Here is a 19010-nt window from a genome sequence, read left to right on the forward strand (position 1 = left end):
TCACCCCCATAAATAGACATGGGTCCGACGAATGATTATCGTGAACATTGATGGAGGAGACTTAGTATGAAATCTGGGAACAAAGCACTTGATTACATTATTAAAGATATGGTGTCTACCGTATCCAATAGTAAAGATGAAATTTTCCAGATTGGTGAAGATTCTAGAGTAGAGTTTGAAAAATTAGATGAAGAGCTCGAATCCATCAAAGAGCAAGTGGGTAACCTGATTGAAGACGGAGACGAATTAGAAAGAAAGGTTCGCTCCTCGAGAATACGGCTATCACAAGTAAGTAAGCAATTTAGACAATATTCTGAAGAGGATATTCGAAAAGTTTATGAGCAGACTCATGAATTGCAGATGGACCTATCCATGACGAGAGAGAAAGAGAAGCAGCTCCGTGAGCGGCGTGATGAAATTGAAATACGCTTGCGGAATTTAGATGCTACGATTGAACGGGCTGAAGCCCTTTCAGGTAAGATTTCTGTCGTTTTGAATTATTTAACAGAGGATTTCAAGAATGTGACACAGACGCTTGAAACCGCTAAAGAAAAACAAGAGTTCGGACTGCAGATTATTGAGGCTCAAGAAGAAGAACGAAGACGTCTTTCTCGCGAAATTCATGATGGACCAGCTCAATCCCTTGCTAATGTTATGTTGCGTTCAGATTTGGTAGAGCGTACCTTTAATGAACGAGGTATTGAAGAAGCTTTACTAGAAATGCGTAACGTGAGAAAACTAGTACGTTCTGCCCTTTATGATGTCAGACGTATTATTTACGACCTGCGTCCTATGGCGCTGGATGATTTAGGATTAGTTCCTACATTAAAAAAATATTTAGCTACTGTGGAAGAGTATAATCAGCTCCACATTCATTTTGCATCGTTGGGTGAGGAAAGAAGACTGGAAAGCAAGTATGAAGTAGCGATCTTCAGACTCATTCAGGAAGCTGTCCAAAACGCGGTTAAGCATTCAGAAGCAAGTTCGATTGATGTAAAGTTTGAATTAAGGAAGGAAATGACAAAGGTTGTCATTAAAGATGATGGAAAAGGATTTGATCCAACGGTAAAGAAAGAAAAGTCGTTCGGATTAATGGGAATGCGAGAGCGAGTCGATATGGTTAATGGTGAACTACATATTCAATCCTCTCCAGGAAAAGGGACCATCGTCACGATTCATATGCCATTAAATGAGTGAAAATAGAGAAAAACTATGTAAAAAGGCATGAATCGTTTATAATAGGAAATAGGATTAGGGTCGATCGACTAAAGTTACAGATAAAGAGATAAACAGATCATCCGAAACAAAATAAATAATCGGATGAAAAAATTTAGGAGGTAGACTCAAAAAATGACCAGAATCGTTTTGATTGATGACCACAAATTATTTCGTGAAGGTGTAAAACGTATCTTAGACTTCGAATCTAGTTTTGAAGTTGTTGCAGAAGGAGACGACGGATCCGCTGCTTTAGACCTTATTGAAACACATAACCCTGATATCGTTCTAATGGATATCAATATGCCTAGTATGAATGGGGTAGAGGCTACGGCAGAAATTACACAACGCTACCCGAACCTAAAAGTAATCATTCTATCCATACATGATGACGAGAACTATGTGACTCATGCTTTAAAAACAGGGGCGCAAGGTTACCTTCTAAAAGAGATGGATTCTGACGCTTTAATTGAAGCGATTAAAGTTGTAGGAAATGGTGGTTCTTATCTCCATCCTAAAGTGACCCACAATCTTGTCGCTGAATATCGTCGTTTATCCGATACAAGCTCTAATGAAGCTTTTCGTACGATTGAATATCGTAAACCGCTGCACCTGCTGACACGTCGTGAATGCGAAGTGCTTCAATTACTAGCGGACGGTCAAAGCAACCGTGGGGTGGCAGAATCTCTGTTTATTAGTGAGAAGACAGTTAAAAACCACGTGAGTAATATTTTACAAAAAATGAATGTTAATGATCGTACTCAAGCTGTTGTAACAGCTATTAAAAACGGATGGGTAGAAGTCATATAATCGTGAATCTCTCTAACTACTAAAAGTTAGGGAGATTTTTTGTGAGGCAGTATGTAAGAATAGCGGCGTAAAAAAAACTGTGCAAATGTTAATAAAATGCTTTAAATGTAAGAAAAATTGCTGTAAATGTAAGCATTATCTGCTCAAATGTTAGAAAAAGCAGTTCTCCTAATCTATAAACTTCAGGTGCAATCTCATGGCCCTTCATGTAAAATAATAACCAAAGCAAAGTAATGAAGCTTGTACATAAAATGTGTAAATGAGAAAACAAGGAGTCTGATCCTATGAAAACAGCGATACTTACGGATAGCACAGCCTATATCCCTAAAAAAGTACGCCAATCTAAATCTATACATATGGTTCCTTTAAATGTTGTTTTTGGAGAGGAATCTTACCAAGAAGAAATGGACGTCACAGTTGATGATTTTTACGATATGGTTAAAGAAAATAAAGAGTTGCCAAAGACGTCACAGCCCTCGATTGGTTTAATGACCGAGAAGCTGGAAGAGCTGGCCAAAGATTACGACGCCGTTGTGGCCATTCATTTATCCAGCGGCATTAGTGGAACGTATCAAGGAATGATCACCGCTGGAGAAATGATAGAGGATATCGACGTCCACGTCTTTGATTCCGAAATCAGCTGCCTGATGCAAGGCTTCTATGCACTTGAAGCTTCTGAACTTGCCAGCAATGGAGCGCTCCCTGAGCAAATACTAACGAGACTTGAAGAGATGAAACAATCGATGCAAGCCTATTTCATGGTGGATGATTTGTCTCACCTTCAGCGCGGCGGCCGCTTGAATGGCGCTCAAGCCTTTGTCGGCAGCCTGCTGCAAGTAAAGCCTGTGCTTCATTTTGTAAATACAAAAATTGTTCCCTTTGAAAAGATCCGTACACGAAAGAAGGCTTTGAAGCGAATACTTACTTTATTTGAAGAGTCTATTAAGGAAGACGGGCGCTACAAAGCGAGTGTTATTCATGCGAATCAACCTGAGGAAGCGGAACAAATTAAGCGTGAAATCGAGTCACAGTTTTCAAATGTTGAAGTGACGGTCAGCTACTTCGGTCCTGTTATCGGTACACACCTGGGGGAAGGTGCGATGGGGCTGGGATGGTATCGCCAATCGTAATGCATGAGCGCCTGTCTGTGAGACTCAAGCAGGCGCTCAATTTATGAAAGCAGGTGATGCTATGCTGAAACGATTTAAGAAAAACCCTTCGAGCAACTTTCCTCCATTTCAATCTTTCCCTGAGGATTCCCCCTATCAATTCCTTTCTGGAAAAATTCTTACTCAAACTGAACTCCCTTTACCTGTTGAAGAGCTGCAGCTATTGGAAGAGCAATCACTCGTGATGAAGCTGCCTTCTCTAACGAATACTCGAAGTACTTGGCAATGTCACCGTTGTGGCACGGATAAGCCTTATTTCTTCGCGCGGTTTCCGCATGCTGGATGCCGGAAAAAATGCACATACTGCCGGAACTGCATTATGATGGGGCGCGTTATGGAATGTGAGCCGTTATATTGGTTTAGTCCTTTGGCAGTGTGGAAGAAACATCATTCTCCCTGTCAGTGGGAAGGAGAGTTGACGAATGCTCAATCAAACGCAGCTGAACACATTGTTTTAGCCATCGAGAAACGAGAAGAGCTGCTCGTATGGGCGGTGTGTGGAGCAGGGAAGACAGAGATGCTGTTTCCCGGGCTAACCTATGCACTCAGGCAGGGAATGAGGGTATGTTTAGCTACACCGCGGACAGATGTTGTTCGTGAACTGTTTCCTCGTTTAACGTCATCGTTTCCAGAGGTGGAAATTCAAGCGTTGTATGGTGACAGTGAAGAGAAGAGCGGCTCTGCCCAGCTTTTAATGGCTACGACCCATCAGCTTTATCGATACTCCCAAGCGTTTGACGTTATGATTATCGATGAAATTGACGCTTTTCCTTTTCACAATGACGACTCTCTGAAATGGGCGGCTAAACGAGCTGCTAAAGATCATGCTTCACAGATTTATTTAACGGCCACACCTCGCAAAAAAGAAAAGCGCCGCATACGGCAGAAGCAGTTACCCACTGTCTTTATTCCCTCCCGTTTCCACGGCTATCCTCTCCCAGTTCCTACTTTAAAGTTAGTCACTACTTTACGTTCACGACTATCAAAAGGCACGCTTCCAAAATCCATCCTCCAACGCATTTTCAACCAACAAACAGGAAAACGCCAATTATTAATTTTCGCTTCTACGATCCAATATGCGGAGAACATCAAAGGGATTTTGTCCAGCCGCTTGTTGGTTTCTTCGGTGCATGCAGAAGATCCAGCTCGAGCGGATAAAATTTTGGCTTTTCGGAACCGTGAACTGGATGTATTAGTGACAACCACCATTTTGGAGCGGGGCGTTACGTTTCCTTCGGTTGATGTGTTCGTCATTGATGCGGGTCACCAAGTCTTTGATGAAGCAGCTCTCGTGCAAATTGCAGGGAGGGCTGGTAGAAGCCATAAAGACCCGGATGGAGAAGTGATCTTTTTTCATAGTGGAAAAACAAATGCCATGTTTGAAGCCCAAGAAGCGATCCATCAAATGAATATAAAGGCGAAAAACCAATGAGGTGCGTCATTTGTTTTGAATCTGTCCTGCCTGAGGTCAATTGGACGAACTTTCTGCTCGTGCAAAAGGAAGTAAAGCTTTGTACCACTTGCTTTGAAAAGTTTGACGTGATTACGGAGCCGGGGTGTCCTTTGTGTGGACGAGCAGACAGCAGCGGAGTTTGTTACGACTGCGAACGGTGGGAGGGCTCGTCTTACCAGGGTGTCTTAACGAAGAATGTATCTGTGTTTTCTTACAATGATTTCGCCAGGGAGCTTGTCGCACGGTGGAAGTACCGGGGGGACTTTACGCTTATTGAGGCGTTTGCTGAAGCTGCCCAGACGAAGTATAAAAACTACTTTCAAATGATGGAAGCCGACCTTGTCGCAATACCATTAAGTAAGGAGCGATTATTGGAGCGGGGATTTAATCAATCGGATGCGCTGATTACTCTGCTCGGTGTGTCTCCTCATCGCTTTTTGAAAAGGAGGGGGAGTGAGAAGCAGTCGAAGAAAGGTCGAAGTGAACGGCTGCTTGGAGAGAATCCATTTATCCTGGTTAAGCCCACGGAGCGGCCGGTCGTGCTGGTGGATGATATTTATACGACGGGCATGACGGTGAGGCATTTGGCTTTGCTTTTACGAGAAGCGGGGTGTCCAGAGGTTTATTCGTTTACACTTTTTCGCTAGGTTCTCTTTTGATTTCGTTCGTATTGCCGATATAATAGAAAAAGAGTAGTAATGGAGGATTTCATGATGGCTGAATTAGCGAATTGTCCGAGGTGCAATGCTTTATTTATGAGGGGGCCAGCGACGGTTTGTCGGGATTGTGTGAAGCAGGAGGAAAAAGAGTTTCAAACGGTATATGCGTTTGTGAGACAGAAGAAAAATCGAACGGCGACGGTTCTTGAGATTGTTCGGGAGACGGGCGTGGAAGAATATAAGATTCGTGATTTTGTAAAGGCGAAGCGGCTGCACCCTGCACAGTTTCCTGCGCTAGCGTATAGCTGTGAAAAATGTGGGGCGGATATCCAGGAGGGACGCTTATGTGAAAGCTGTGCTCGAGAGATTCATCAGGGAGTTCGTGAGCAGGAAGAGCTTAAGAGCGTAACGGAGAGAAATAAGAAAGAAGACGCAGGACCTGTGACTTATTATTCTGTTAAGGGTAAAGAACGCTAAAAGATTAACGAAATTAACCGATATATAAAGTAAAGGTAGACAGTGTAGAAAGAGGTGATGGCTGTGAAAATTCATGGACCGAATCATACGAATTTTAATCCATATCAAAAGCAAATCAATCAACAGAATGGTTTGAAAAATAGTTCTAAGCAGCAGCAGGATAAGGTGGAGATTTCCGATCAAGGAAAAGCGCTTCAAGATGCTGGTAAGACGAGTGAGGAACGCCAAAAGTATATTGATGAGATTAAAGCTCAAGTGGATGATGGAAGCTATAAGGTAGATTCTAAGCAGGCGGCGAAAAATCTAGTCGATTTCTTTACGGATGATAGAGGAGAATGAGTGTGGCGATCAGACAAATTATTGACTACTTGGAGAGATTGAAGCAGTTGCATGAAAGTCTTCTGACGTTATCGAAAAACAAGACTGAGGCTTTGAAGAAAAATAATATCGACTCCCTTCGTGATTGCTTAAATCAGGAGCGCAAGCATGTGTCGGCTATTGAAGCATTGGAGAAGAAGCGGATTAAGGCTGTCAGCGAGTGGGCGGCGAGGGAACCTGATTTTAATGGTGAACATCCGACGGTGTCTGAAATCATTGAATGGGTGGCCTGGTCTGATCGAAAGCAGCTTGAGAGTGTATATGAATCTTTTATTCTAGTGCTAGCTGAATTAAAGCAGCAGGAAGTGTTGAACGGGGACTTAACGAGGCAGTCGCTGCAGTTTGTGAACATGTCGTTGGATTTATTGCAGCCATCGCTGGAAAACGTAAACTATGGGGGCTCTTTGCAGACAAGTGGACCCAAGCGTTCCGTATTTGATTCACATGCTTAAGGAAAGAGGGGGAGTACGATGGGTTCAACTTTTGGAGGATTAGAAATTGCAAAGAGCGGTCTGTTTGCTCAACAATCGGCGCTGAAAACAACGGGTCATAATATTTCAAATGCAAATACAGAAGGCTACACAAGGCAGCGCGTCAATTTTGAACAAGCCGGTCCTTATCCGCCATCCTCCCGCAATCGACCGGAGATTCCAGGGCAGATTGGCGGAGGCGTTACGGCAGGAGCGATTGAGCGGATCCGTGAAGGCTACTTAGACGACCAATATCGAGCGGAGAATAACAAAACAGGTTATTATGATTCAAGGTCAGATGCTTTAGGACGTCTTGAAGATATTATGAATGAGCCTTCGGAGGATGGCTTATCAAAAACGATGGACCGCTTCTGGGAGTCGCTTCAAGATTTATCGGTAGATCCTGAAGATTCAGGAGCCCGATCGGTGGTAAGGCAGCGTGGACAGGCTGTTGCGGAGACGTTTAATTATTTGTCCAATAAGTTACAAAGTGTGCAGGGAGATCTTGCCAAGGAAGTTGATGTCACAACGAAGGATATTAACTCTATGGCTACGCAAATAAATAGTTTGAATGAGCAGATAGCCGAGGTCGAGCCTCATGGGCAGGTGCCGAACGATTTATATGATGCCCGTGACAATTTAATGGATAAGCTGTCTGAGCAGGTAAACATTGAAGTTTCTTATGAAGACCCGCCTTCCTCTGCTGATGCGATGGCGACGGGGAAAGCAAATATTTCGTTAGTTAATGAAAATGGAAATGCGATGGAGCCGCGGCTTGTTGATGGTTCAACGAATTCAACGAATGAGCTGCAGGTGAATTATAATGATGACTCTCTGGCTGAAAGTGTGAGCTTAGGCGATGAGGAATTTACAATGTCAGCATTCTCTTCAAGCGGGAAGTTAAAAGGACTTCTTGATTCCGGTGGCTTTGTGAATGGAAATGGCAATCCGGATGGAACGTTTGAAAATATGCTTGCTGATTTAGATAAAATGGCTACTGGCTTTGCTGAAGCTTTTAACGAGTTACATAGGAGCGGCCAGTCATTGAACAGTATGGCAGACGGCGATGACGTGCCAGCTTTCTTTATGGTCGAAGGAGATGCCAATGAAGATGGTGTTGTTGAAGGACTTGCTGGTTCAATTGACCTTATTGATGAAATTAAAGAGGATTCAGATCATATTGCAGCCGCCAAAGATCCTTATGCAGGAGACGGAGATAATGCAAGTGAGTTGGCAGGCGTACAATATCAGGCGAACGATTTACTAGGTGAGGAAACGTCACTCGATGATTACTACGAATCGTTAGTCGGCTCAATGGCTGTTGAAGCACAGGAAGCGAATCGTATGAAGGGGAATGCAGAGACGCTGAAGGATTCTGCTCAAAAACAGCGAGATTCTGTCAGTGCTGTTTCATTGGATGAGGAAATGACAAATATGATTAAGTTTCAACATGCTTACAACGCGTCCGCTCGAAATATTACGGTGGTGGACGAAATGCTTGATCGCATTATTAATCAAATGGGTGTAGTCGGAAGGTAGGTGAGTGAGTTATGCGCGTAACACAAGGAATGCTTTCAAATAACATGCTTCGGAACTTAAGCAACAGCTACGGGGAAATGGGGAAGTTTCAGGAGCAGCTGTCTACGGGTAAAAAGATCAGCAAGCCGTCTCAGGATCCAGTTGTTGCGATGAAGGGGATGAATTATCGTTCCCAGGTCGGTCAAGTTGAGCAGTTTCAGCGTAACATTGGTGAAGTTCATAACTGGATGGATAACAGTGATTCGGCTTTAGATGAAGGCACACAGGCGATTCAGCGGATTCGTGAGCTGAATGTTCAGGCGAGTAACGGTACATATAGTGACAATGAACGGGCTGATGTAGCAAAAGAAGTGCGGCAGTTGAAGGAGCACTTAGGTGAAATTGCCAATACCGAGGTCAATGGAAAGTACATTTTCAACGGAGAAAATACGACCGAAAAACCTGTGAATATGGATGACTTTACGATTAATTCGAATGATTCTCCTGTGGAGCTGGAAGTCTCCTCTGGAGTCAAGCTGCAGGCAAATGTAACGCCGAGTGCTGTATTTAATGAGGATTTGTTTTCCGATATCGAAAAGTTTGCTTCTGATCTGGAAAATGGAGCAGGTGAAGACGAGCTGGGAAGCAGCCTCAGTCAATTTGATGATCACGTTAATAGCTTTGTCGGTGAGCGAGCGGACTTAGGTGCACGAATGAACCGCGTCGAGCTGATTGAAGATCGGTTAGGTTCTCAAGAAGAAAGTGCAAAACGTATGATGTCGGATAACGAAGATGCTGAAATTGAAAAAGTCATCACTGATTTAAAAACGCAGGAAAGCGTCCACCGAGCAGCAATGGGAGTTGGAGCACGTGTGATGCAGCCATCCTTAATGGACTTTCTGAAGTAATAAAGTGAACAGGGGAATCCAGTGCAAGCTGGATTTTTTCCTTTTAGGGGGTTTTTCTAATGAAGGTACCTCAACTACACATTCAATCGACGCCGGCCAGGCTCGGGTTAACTATTAACAAAGGTCAGCAAACAATCCACCAGCCTCAAGCAGAACAGTCGATTCAGCAGCCGCAGGCAGAGATGACGATTAACCAGCGGCCCGGCCAGCTGACGATTGATCAAACGAAGGCATGGCACAATATTAATTTAAAAAGTAGTGCTGTTCGGACAAAAGAAACGGCTCAAGTCGGAGAACAGAAGTGGATGGAAGGTTTGGCACGAGTAGCGTCGGAAGGAGATGAGCTGATGCGGATTGAAAATGGCGGCAATCCAATAGCAGTTCAAGCTGAACGGAATGCAGGTTTTGACTTTGACATTCAGCCTGGAGGACGCCCGAGCTACGATCTTGTTGATCTTTCCTATCAGCCTGGGGAAGCTGACATCTCAGTAGAGCCACAGCAGCCTATGATTCATACAGTAAGGCAGGAGCCTGAAACTTCTTTTACACCTGGAAGTGTAAGCAGCTATATGGAGCAATATCCTGACTTGAAAATTGATTGGAAAGTGTAATGAAAGGAGCTAGTAATGAACATACATACGAAATATTTTGGTGTGATTGATGTGAATGAAGAGGATTTTTTACACTTTGAGCAGGGCCTGCCAGGGTTTGAAAACTATCATTCTTTTGTGTTTTTACCGGTTGATGAAGACGGTATTTATCTAGCATTGCAGTCGGTCGATGAAGCGGCAGTGGCTTTAATTGTAACGAATCCTTACCTTTTTTATAAAGACTATGCATTTGATTTAGATAAGAAATCACTTTCTGATGTAGAAATTAACAAGCTTGAAGAAGTCGCTGTTTATAGTGTAATTACGTTAAAAGAACCATTTGCGAACTCAACGCTTAATTTACAGGCGCCGATTGTAGTAAATGTTGAGAAGAAACTAGGAAAGCAAGTGATTTTACACGATACAGACTACCAAACGAAGCATCCTCTATTGCAAGCGCAAGGCGGTGAAGTTAATGCTCGTCCTTAACCGCAAGTCTGGAGAATCTGTACGGATCGGCGATGAAATTTCAGTGAAAGTTGTTTCTGTAGAAGGCGGACAAGTGAAGCTCGGAATTGAAGCACCAAAGCATGTGGATATTCATCGGCAGGAAGTGTATGTATCAATTAAAGAAGAAAATGCGGAAGCAGCAGTTTTTAACGAAAATATACTGGATATGCTAAAAAATACAAAAAACAATTAAACTATCATCCTAGTCGGTCGATATAAGTAATGTAACGCATTACAAAAGTCGGCCGGCTATTGTTTTGTACTTAAGAATTTCACAAGGACGTGAAATGACTTACACATTCAAGGAGGAATTTAAAAAATGAGAATTAATCACAACATTGCGGCGTTAAACACACACCGTCAAATGGGCGAAGCAAACAAAGGGCAACAGAACTCTATGGAGAAGCTTTCATCAGGTCTTCGTATTAACAAAGCCGGAGACGATGCTGCGGGTCTTGCAATCTCTGAAAAAATGCGCGGTCAGATTCGTGGGCTAGATCAAGCATCTCGTAACTCGCAGGATGGTATTTCTATGATTCAGACGGCTGAAGGGGCTTTAAATGAAAGTCACGATATCCTACAGCGTATGCGTGAACTAGCGACTCAATCTGCGAACGATACGAATACTGATGCTGATCGTCAAGAAATTCAAAAGGAAGTAGATCAATTATCCGAAGAATTGTCTCGTATTGGTGACAACACCGAATTCAATACACAAAATCTTTTAGACGGCAGTTTCGAAGGGACCTTCCAAATCGGTGCCAATGAAGGCCAAAACCTTTCTCTAGAAGTAAACGATATGCGCGGTTTCGAACTGGGAATGGCTGGAGATGCTGAGTTTGAATTAGAAGGCACATATGCAGCTGGTAGTGGGTCTGAAACCATTGTTGACGGTGAATACACGGTTCAAGAAAATGAAGACGGCGAGCATGATTTGATCAATAGTGATGGCGAAGTAGCCGCCACTAGTACTGATGGTGGTGAAACATTTACCGGAGATGATTCTGAAACATTAACATTTACAGATGGTGTTACATCAGGATCAGTATCAGTCGATACATCTGGTACCTCCACGGGAACGGCATCGGTTGCTAACGATGGGTTGGAAGCTGGCACCTATGAAATTGATAAGTCAAACGGTGTGTTAATGGACTCGAATGGAAACACGATCGCTAAAGACGATGGGAATGGCGTTTATTCCAATGATGGAGGGGACGTGCTTGATATCAGCGGTTCATATGCAGACTTAGCTGATGGAGACACAGTTGAAATCGGAGGTACTGACGTCTCATCTCAAGAAGCGGCTGATTCTTCAATTACAAATATTAATAATGCGATCGAATCTGTATCAGCCGAGCGTTCTAAACTGGGTGCTTTACAAAACCGTTTAGATCACACAATCAACAACCTTGGCACATCTTCTGAAAACCTAACAGCTGCGGAATCACGAATTCGCGATGTCGACATGGCTGAAGAAATGATGAGTCAAACGAAGAATTCAATTCTTGGACAAGCGTCTCAAGCGATGTTGGCTCAAGCCAATCAACAACCACAAGGAGTTCTACAACTTCTACAATAAGTACAAAAACCAAAGGATGGCACTAAGTGTCATCCTTTGGTTTTTAATTAATATTCCCTCTTTTTAAATCCCACGTTTTATCCTGCTAATTTTATAAATTCCTCAACATTTAATAATAAAAACCGATATAAAAAGAAAACCGAATAGTATGGGGAGTTGTTGAAGGTGGATGTCAAGAAGAGCATGGCCCAATCACAGCTTCTGCAGAGAAATACTACACAACTTAATGATATCGCAGCCGTTCAGGAGAATTTGAAAGAATTACAGAGAGAGACAAATAAGGCGAAACCTCATCTTGGAGGGGCACCGGATAAATTACATGCAACTGAAATCATAGATAAAATGAATGCACTGCTGGACTATGAACCTACTTCGCTGCGTTTTCAGCTTCATGATAAGCTTGATAAATATTACGTGACGGTCGTAGATATGAAAACAAACGAGGTAGTAAAAGAGATTCCGCCGAAGAAAATGCTGGATTACTATGGAGCGATGGCTGAATTTCTTGGCTTTATTGTCGATGACAAAATATAAGAGGTGATCGGAATGCGCGTAGCTGGGAATGCGACGGGAATGGATATAGATCAAATCGTAAGTGACCTTATGGACGCGGAACGTCAGCCGCTGAATAAGATGGAACAGGATAAAACGAAAATTGAATGGGAACGGGATGCTTATCGTGATGTGAATAAGCAGTTTCTTGAGCTTGATAATTTAGCTCTGGATATGAAGCTTGATCGTACATACCAATCAAAGGAAGCTTCTGCTACAGGTTCAGCTGTTACGGCTGAAGCCAGTTCGAGTGCCGGGGAGGGCAGATATAATGTCGAAGTTACTCAGCTCGCTTCAGCTGCATATAACATTAGTGAGACTAAGCTGTCCGCTGATCGAGATGAAAAATTAGACCCTGATGATGATATCGGTAATCAGTTTGCAGAGTGGGCTGACGGTGGTTCTTTTACGATTACTACGAGTGAGGGAGAGCATGAGTTTACGTTTGAGAGTGATGATTCGTTAAACGATGTGTTAAAAGATATTAGTGGCGCTGGCGTTGGTGTTCGAGCTTTTTATGATGGAAGCGCGGATAAGGTGATGATGGAGCGTTCAGAGACTGGGAATCGTATGGACGGCGATGAAATGGCGTTTACAGGTGACGGAGCAACTTTTCTAACCGATACTCTTGGACTGAATAATGAAAGAGGGGGAGCAGACGCTGCGTTTAATTATGGAGACAGCGATTTTGAAATCACTTCCCACGAAAACAACTATTCTGTTAATGGAGTAGATTTTACCTTTAGCGAAGTAGGTTCTTCTACGGTAAACGTAACGAACAACGTCGATGGCGCTGTAGAAAAGATTACCGACTTCGTTGATAAATACAATGAAATCATTGAAGGACTTGGTGATAAATTAAGTGAAAGAAAAAATCGCGACTACGATCCATTAACAGAAGAGCAAAAAGAGGCAATGGAAGACGATGAAATCGAGAAATGGGAAGAGGAAGCGAAAAAAGGTCTGCTTCAAGGAGATTCCGTTATATCGGGTGCTCTCTCTCAAATGAGAGGAAGCTGGTACAACAAAGTAGAGAATGATGGTGCATTTAATCATTTATCTCAAATTGGAATTGAAACATCATCCAATTACCGCGATCGTGGAAAATTAGAAGTTGACGAAGATAAGCTTCGTGAGGCTTTAACAGAAGATGCTGATTCTGTTAAACAGTTATTTTCTAATAATGGTGAAGGTGAGAGTACAGGGATTGTGCGTCAGATTGAGGATACAATCTCAAATACTCGTCAGTCGATTGAGAGAAAAGCAGGCAAAGATACGAGCTTAAACCAGTCATTTACGTTAGGAAGAGAACTAGTTAATTTGGATGATCGCATGCTTAAGTTTCAGGATCGTTTAACTCAAATTGAGGACCGCTACTGGTCTGAGTTCGGAGCAATGGAGAAAGCCATACAGGATATGAATTCCCAGTCCTCCTATATTCAGCAGAACTTTGGCGGAGGCATGATGTAATTTTAAAAGGAGTGTTTGGTTAAATGTCTATTCAAGCCTATCAAAATAATTCAGTAGAAACGGCTTCACCAGGCGAGCTTACGCTAATGCTTTACAACGGCTGTATTAAGTTCATCCGCGGTGGTAAGAAAGCTTTGGAACAGAAGGATTATGCGAAGAAAAATGAAGTAATCCAAAAAGCGCAGGCGATTATACGTGAGCTTATGGTGACGATGAACCAGGATTACGCCGTAGCGAATGATGTGTTGCCGTTGTATGAGTATATGATGAACCGCCTTATTGAGGCAAATACGAAAAACGACGCAGCGATTCTTGATGAAGTTGAAGGGCTTGTGACGGAGTTCCGTGATACTTGGAAACAAGTGCTGCTGCAGGCTAGGAAAGCACAATATGGAACGGGTGGCACGGCTTAATGAGCAGCTGGTCCGTGTTTTTGCAGCATACAGAGGAACTATCGCAACAGGTTCACCAACGGGTAACGGATGACAACCGAGCACGGGTCATCCAAAACGTTCAACGACTGCTTGCGGTACGCTCTGAACTTCTTCCAGAGCTGTCTCAGCCTGAGGACGAAGAGGAAAAAGCAAGAGTGGAAAGAGTGAAGTCCTTAGATAAGGATATTCAACAAATGCTTGACCTTCTTTTTGGTGGATTAAAAAGAGAAATGCGTAACGTGAAGAGGCAGAAATCCAGCAATCAAAAATATACAAATCCTTATCAGAGCTTATCCGCCTATGATGGGATGTTTATGGATCGAAAAAAGTAAGCGGCAGAGAAGTTGTCTGTCGCTTACTTTTTTATTAATTGTTAGTTTTTTAGAAAGCATAAAAAGAGCCTTCCGATGCTGGAAGGCTCTCTTACTTTATTCTTCAATAAAAGTGGTATCCACTAAACCATTTAAGTTTGGTTTTTCTTCAAGGAACTGCAGCTCATAAGAAGAGTCTGCAAACATTTGGATTTCTTTTTCGTCAACTTCGTATGTGAAGTTCATGCGCTCCCAGGAGCTGTCGACCACTTCTTTTGAAAGCTTCTGATCTGTAATTTCTTCAATCTTTTCAATCGCAATTTCTTTAGATTCTTCAGGGTTCTCATTTACAAAGTCTGTAGCATTTTTGTGTGCATCGACTAAGTTTTGAATAAGTCCCGGATCTTTCTCTTTTAACTTCTCAGACGTTACAAAAACAGAAGCCGGCATGTCAGCGTTGTGAGCCACTTCATCGTTCTGGAACATCACTTCCCCTGTGCCTTCTGCTTCAATATAAGCGGCCCATGGCTCTGGAACTGCTGCGACGTCTACTTTTCCAGATTCAAACATGCTGCTGTATGTGGCTGGTTTCCCCGTTACGTGCTTCATTTCTCCGTCGAGACGATCAGAGGTAATGCCGAATTCATCTTTCATCATTGCTTCAAACTGTACGTCGTGCGTGCAGCCTACGCGAGGGGAGATGAATGTTTTTCCTTTAATATCTTCAGCTGATTCAATGTCTGCCCCATTTCGCTTCATAATTACTGTTCCGCCTGTAGCACCGGCTGCTACGATGTTAATATCAGCACCGCTTGTGAAGTGGTTCATTGCCGGTCCTGGTCCTACGATTCCGCCTTCAATTTCTCCCGTTTCAATGGCTGTCATAAAGGCTGAACCGTCTGGAAAGTATTGATAGTTCACTTCTGTGCCATCTGGTAATGTATCTTCATAGAATCCTTTTTCCTCTGCAACCATTCCTGCAGCGTGGTCTACATTTGGAAAGTATCCAATCGTTACCGAATCATCAGAACCTGAGCCGCTGCTTGCTCCTGAATCGCTGCCACATGCAGCTAATATACCTGCTAATACGACTAAACTAAATATAGAAATAATTTTCTTCAATATAATCTCCCTTTCATCATTTAAGCTAATCCCCAACGACTTCTTACGTTTTTCTCTAGTTTAGAAAAGACTAATTGATCGGCAAATGCTCCAATCACGCCAATAATGACAATGATCGCAACCACTTGGTCCATACGTGCGTAGTCTTGAGCGTAGGCTAATGAGTAGCCTAGACCAGGACCGTTACTTAACAATTCACCCGCCATAAGAGCTCTCCAGCTAAATGCCCAAGCAAGACGCAGCCCCGTCATAAAGTAAGGGACGCTCGAAGGAACTTCGACTCTAAAAAACATTCGAAATCCGCTTGTGCCCATGGTTTTAGCAGCACGCAAAAATTGTGGTGGCACACTTTGAATGGCTGTTCTGACGTTGAGCGCCATGACGAATGTACCGCCAAGAACGACCACAAAAATAACAGCAAACTCAGAGAAGCCAAACAGCATGATCGCTAATGGTACCCAAACGATACTTGGAATACTTTGCATTGCGATTAGGTACATGCCGGCTGTTTCATCCGCTTGTTTGGATTTCCCTAAAATCACGCCGAGAATGGTTCCGAAGGCAATCGCCATAAATAATCCTATAAATAAGTGCTTAAAGCTGGCTCCTAAAGCGCCGACGAAATCACCGCGGGTAAACCCGTTATAAAGGGCTTCTCCTACACTAGTAGGAGAGGGAAAGATAATTTCTTCAAGAATACCTAGTGTGAATATCAGCTGCCAGATGCCGAGAACCGCCACTAGAAATAAGATACGTTTAATAAGAATATTCAATTTCATTAGTTAATTCTTCCTTTAATACTTTATTGATTTCTCCCTTAAGCAGGTTCATAACCTCATCTTCAAACTGGATGACTCTTTCATCTGAACGACTGCGTGGGCGAGGTATATCTACATTAAAATCAGCGATAATCCTGCCTGGGCGCGTTCCCATCACGATAATTCGGTCACTCAGTTTAATGGCTTCTTGAATACTGTGAGTCACAAATAAGATGGTCTTTTGGGTTTCCTGCCACACTTTAATGAGCTCGTCGTGGAGAATATGACGGGTCTGCTCATCCAAAGCACCAAACGGTTCATCCATGAGGAGAACCTTGGGATCCATAGCGAGAGCACGCGCAATGGCCACGCGCTGCTGCATACCTCCTGAAAGCTCATACGTATAATGTTTCTTAAATCGGCTTAAGTGCACCATTTTTAAGAAGTGATCCGCCCGTTCTTCCGCTTCCTTCTTACTCATTGTGGATTTCAGCGGGAACATCACATTATCTTTTACGTTCAGCCAAGGGAATAAAGAAGCTTGCTGAAAGACCATGCCGCGGTCTGGGCCAGCTTGTTTAATCTCGTGTCCTTCTAGCGACATTGAGCCGGTCGTCGCATGCTCAAGACCGGCAACCATGGAAAGAAGGGTGGATTTCCCACAGCCTGAGGGACCTAGTAATGAAACAAATTCCTTTTTCTCGATCGATAAATCGATGTCTGAAAAAACTTCGAACTCCCCTTGTTCTTTATCTTTGAAAGTTTTTCCGACATTGTTTAGTTCAAGAAACATGTAAATCCCTCCTTTTTTTATAATTCCTATTGATTTAGTTGGTTTTGATATAGTTTATGATTATACAGTTGTTTCATGTCCTGTGCAATACTTTTTAAAATATTTAAAAAATGAGACCGGAACATAAGTAAATCAGGGATGACAAAAAACGAATATTCGTATAATCGCAGCTCATTAGCGTAGTCAAAATGCGAAGACTCCTGTGGGAACAGCGCGAGTCGAAGCTCCCGCAGGAAAGCGCTCTTTGCTTTCTGAGGAAGCTGAGGCCGTGCCCACGGAAAGCGAAGTATTTTGACGGAGCGATGTGTAAATTCTCTTTAACATAAATAATCCGAACTGATTTCTACAGAATCGTTCGGATTGTTTTATGCTTTATTCAGTTTTGTCCCTGCCTAATTAATTGGAAGAACGAATTAAATTTCGGCTTTCCGCCATGTTATATTGTATGTTTTTCCGATTCGATTTAACTAAAGTTACAATGTATTGACTAAACGGTAAAAATGAAATGATTTTTAGAAGAACAATACAGATGAAGACAACCATAATATGAAAAGGGATGATATAGATCGGCTCAGCAAAAACATCATAAGGGGCATACCACTGATACAAGGTAATCACAAATGGGTGGATAAGATAAATTCCCATTGACATATTTCCTAACTTTATAAAACCTTCCATAATAAAATCTTTCCAGAAGATTAACTGATAGTACAAGCTAATAAGAACAATAAAAGCGATCGGAATGGTAATAAAATGCAATAAGTTCTCATTTGAATTTATAATTTGCTGGTGTGAGTGATAATCTAACACACTAAAAATAAGGACGAATAATCCTGTGATTAATGTAAACATTTGATTTGATTTTTTTAATAAAAATTGATGAATGTAAGGCCAGAGTTTAACTAATAATGCACCGAGCATAAAGTAGTAAATCCACTGCAGTAAAAATGTCCGGCTATTAATGAAAGAGTTTACGTACTCGTTATTCACCTCGAAATTATTAGTTACAAATAGATAGTTTACGTAAATTGAAAGGATCGTTGCGAATGTAATGGTTTTTAAATTCATCCACTTTCGAATGATAAGAAATAAAAAATAAAATTGAATGACTAAGCTGATAAAGTAAAGGTGAAAATACGATTCTCCAGTAATAAATTGGTATGTAAAGTCAGCAACTTCTGATGAATTGGACCAATCAGGAAAGACTTCTATCCCGTTGAAGTAATCGAAAGCTAAATAAAATAAACTCCAAACGACAAAGGGCGAAATAATTTTAACCATACGGCTTTTTAGAAAGTGAGAAACTTTAAAATGTTTCTTAGCCATTTGATTATAGAGCAAAAATCCGCTCATTACAGCAAAAAGAGGCGTTCCAATCCGCGATATTTGGTTAAAGAAATTGGTGAGTGTCGTATGACTTTCATCATAAGCGCCGTAGAATCGAGCGCCTACGTGTACCATTACCACTAATAAGCATGCGATCGCACGAACAAAGTTAATTTCGTATAAATATTTTTTCTCCAAATCCAATCATCCTCATGTGTATTCTAGTTGTCCATTATAATGTTAGGTTTTTTTCAATTTCTTTGTCCGTTCCTCATCACTTTTCAAAATGGTATTTTAATAAATTGAAAATGAAGAGAAGGTTTTATGAAAGTGGCCAAAACGCATCTCTCTCGTTATTTTCCTAATTTAATGGAATAAAAACCTGATTTTATATTTATTTTGGGATTTGGATTAGTTTGTGCGTCATTTCCCCTAATAACGCCTTTTAAATAACAATTCCAGCAATTACCGACACAATATAGTCAAAAGATTCCGTAAGTTTATGCAG

The 19010-nt window shown here is 42.1% G+C and carries 22 protein-coding genes; 18 read left to right on the plus strand and 4 right to left on the minus strand.

Annotation, left to right across the window (positions count from 1 at the left end):
• Positions 1 to 66: 66 nt before the first annotated feature.
• The 18 genes from IEV27_RS16530 (at position 67) to fliT (ending at position 14524) form a co-directional block, all read left to right on the plus strand.
• Complete coding sequence (locus IEV27_RS16530) at positions 67 to 1197, plus strand: sensor histidine kinase (RefSeq protein ID WP_188378605.1); 1131 nt, start codon at positions 67 to 69, stop codon at positions 1195 to 1197.
• A 153-nt stretch (positions 1198 to 1350) separates the two neighbouring features.
• Positions 1351 to 2025, plus strand: coding sequence for a response regulator (locus tag IEV27_RS16535; protein ID WP_188378606.1), 675 nt, complete (start codon positions 1351 to 1353; stop codon positions 2023 to 2025).
• 284 nt (positions 2026 to 2309) lie between these two features.
• Positions 2310 to 3155 carry a DegV family protein gene (fakB, locus tag IEV27_RS16540; RefSeq protein ID WP_188378607.1) on the plus strand — a complete coding sequence of 282 codons (846 nt, stop codon included), beginning with the start codon at positions 2310 to 2312 and terminating at the stop codon, positions 3153 to 3155.
• Positions 3156 to 3198: 43 nt separating this feature from the next.
• On the plus strand, positions 3199 to 4626 hold the full coding sequence (locus tag IEV27_RS16545; protein ID WP_229735397.1) for an ATP-dependent helicase ComFA: 1428 nt from the start codon (positions 3199 to 3201) through the stop codon (positions 4624 to 4626).
• Positions 4623 to 5294: a ComF family protein gene (locus IEV27_RS16550; RefSeq protein ID WP_188378608.1), complete on the plus strand. Its 672-nt coding sequence runs from the start codon at positions 4623 to 4625 to the stop codon at positions 5292 to 5294. The genes IEV27_RS16545 and IEV27_RS16550 overlap by 4 nt, the downstream gene beginning before the upstream one ends.
• A 66-nt stretch (positions 5295 to 5360) precedes the next feature.
• A complete protein-coding gene (locus IEV27_RS16555) occupies positions 5361 to 5783 on the plus strand; it encodes a TIGR03826 family flagellar region protein (protein WP_188378609.1) in 423 nt (140 codons plus the stop codon).
• Positions 5784 to 5846: 63 nt separating this feature from the next.
• Complete coding sequence (flgM, locus tag IEV27_RS16560) at positions 5847 to 6122, plus strand: flagellar biosynthesis anti-sigma factor FlgM (protein WP_188378610.1); 276 nt, start codon at positions 5847 to 5849, stop codon at positions 6120 to 6122.
• Positions 6119 to 6613, plus strand: a complete 495-nt coding sequence (locus IEV27_RS16565; RefSeq protein ID WP_229735398.1) for a flagellar protein FlgN — start codon at positions 6119 to 6121, stop codon at positions 6611 to 6613. The genes flgM and IEV27_RS16565 overlap by 4 nt, the downstream gene beginning before the upstream one ends.
• 18 nt (positions 6614 to 6631) lie before the next feature.
• The gene (flgK, locus tag IEV27_RS16570; RefSeq protein ID WP_188378612.1) at positions 6632 to 8170 is read left to right on the plus strand and encodes a flagellar hook-associated protein FlgK; all 1539 of its coding nucleotides are present in this window, start codon (positions 6632 to 6634) and stop codon (positions 8168 to 8170) included.
• 11 nt (positions 8171 to 8181) lie between these two features.
• Positions 8182 to 9057 carry a flagellar hook-associated protein FlgL gene (flgL, locus tag IEV27_RS16575; RefSeq protein WP_188378613.1) on the plus strand — a complete coding sequence of 292 codons (876 nt, stop codon included), beginning with the start codon at positions 8182 to 8184 and terminating at the stop codon, positions 9055 to 9057.
• Between the two features lie 59 nt (positions 9058 to 9116).
• A complete protein-coding gene (locus tag IEV27_RS16580; protein ID WP_188378614.1) occupies positions 9117 to 9668 on the plus strand; it encodes a DUF6470 family protein in 552 nt (183 codons plus the stop codon).
• 15 nt (positions 9669 to 9683) lie between these two features.
• Positions 9684 to 10136, plus strand: coding sequence for a flagellar assembly protein FliW (fliW, locus tag IEV27_RS16585; RefSeq protein ID WP_188378615.1), 453 nt, complete (start codon positions 9684 to 9686; stop codon positions 10134 to 10136).
• Positions 10123 to 10350 (plus strand): carbon storage regulator CsrA, encoded by a 228-nt coding sequence (gene csrA, locus IEV27_RS16590; RefSeq protein ID WP_188378616.1) that lies wholly within the window; start codon positions 10123 to 10125, stop codon positions 10348 to 10350. The genes fliW and csrA overlap by 14 nt, the downstream gene beginning before the upstream one ends.
• Positions 10351 to 10476: 126 nt before the next feature.
• Positions 10477 to 11736 carry a flagellin N-terminal helical domain-containing protein gene (locus tag IEV27_RS16595; protein WP_188378617.1) on the plus strand — a complete coding sequence of 420 codons (1260 nt, stop codon included), beginning with the start codon at positions 10477 to 10479 and terminating at the stop codon, positions 11734 to 11736.
• Between the two features lie 165 nt (positions 11737 to 11901).
• Positions 11902 to 12270, plus strand: a complete 369-nt coding sequence (flaG, locus tag IEV27_RS16600; RefSeq protein ID WP_229735399.1) for a flagellar protein FlaG — start codon at positions 11902 to 11904, stop codon at positions 12268 to 12270.
• Positions 12271 to 12282: 12 nt separating this feature from the next.
• On the plus strand, positions 12283 to 13758 hold the full coding sequence (locus tag IEV27_RS16605) for a flagellar hook-associated protein 2 (protein WP_229735400.1): 1476 nt from the start codon (positions 12283 to 12285) through the stop codon (positions 13756 to 13758).
• A gap of 23 nt (positions 13759 to 13781) precedes the next feature.
• On the plus strand, positions 13782 to 14171 hold the full coding sequence (fliS, locus tag IEV27_RS16610) for a flagellar export chaperone FliS (protein ID WP_188378619.1): 390 nt from the start codon (positions 13782 to 13784) through the stop codon (positions 14169 to 14171).
• Positions 14171 to 14524, plus strand: a complete 354-nt coding sequence (gene fliT / locus IEV27_RS16615) for a flagellar protein FliT (protein WP_188378620.1) — start codon at positions 14171 to 14173, stop codon at positions 14522 to 14524. The genes fliS and fliT overlap by 1 nt, the downstream gene beginning before the upstream one ends.
• A 96-nt stretch (positions 14525 to 14620) precedes the next feature.
• Here the strand turns inward: fliT and IEV27_RS16620 are convergent, their stop codons facing one another.
• From IEV27_RS16620 to IEV27_RS16635, 4 genes are all read right to left on the minus strand, one after another.
• Positions 14621 to 15625, minus strand: coding sequence for an aliphatic sulfonate ABC transporter substrate-binding protein (locus tag IEV27_RS16620; RefSeq protein ID WP_188378621.1), 1005 nt, complete (start codon positions 15623 to 15625; stop codon positions 14621 to 14623).
• 20 nt (positions 15626 to 15645) lie between these two features.
• Positions 15646 to 16404: an ABC transporter permease gene (locus IEV27_RS16625; protein WP_188378622.1), complete on the minus strand. Its 759-nt coding sequence runs from the start codon at positions 16402 to 16404 to the stop codon at positions 15646 to 15648.
• Positions 16382 to 17176, minus strand: coding sequence for an ABC transporter ATP-binding protein (locus IEV27_RS16630; protein ID WP_188378623.1), 795 nt, complete (start codon positions 17174 to 17176; stop codon positions 16382 to 16384). Before IEV27_RS16630 ends, IEV27_RS16625 begins: the two co-directional genes overlap by 23 nt.
• Positions 17177 to 17572: 396 nt before the next feature.
• The gene (locus tag IEV27_RS16635) at positions 17573 to 18700 is read right to left on the minus strand and encodes an acyltransferase (protein WP_188378624.1); all 1128 of its coding nucleotides are present in this window, start codon (positions 18698 to 18700) and stop codon (positions 17573 to 17575) included.
• Positions 18701 to 19010: the final 310 nt, after the last annotated feature.

Origin of the sequence: Halobacillus andaensis, assembly GCF_014636475.1 — a bacterium.
Lineage (GTDB): Bacteria > Bacillota > Bacilli > Bacillales > Halobacillaceae > Halobacillus_A > Halobacillus_A andaensis.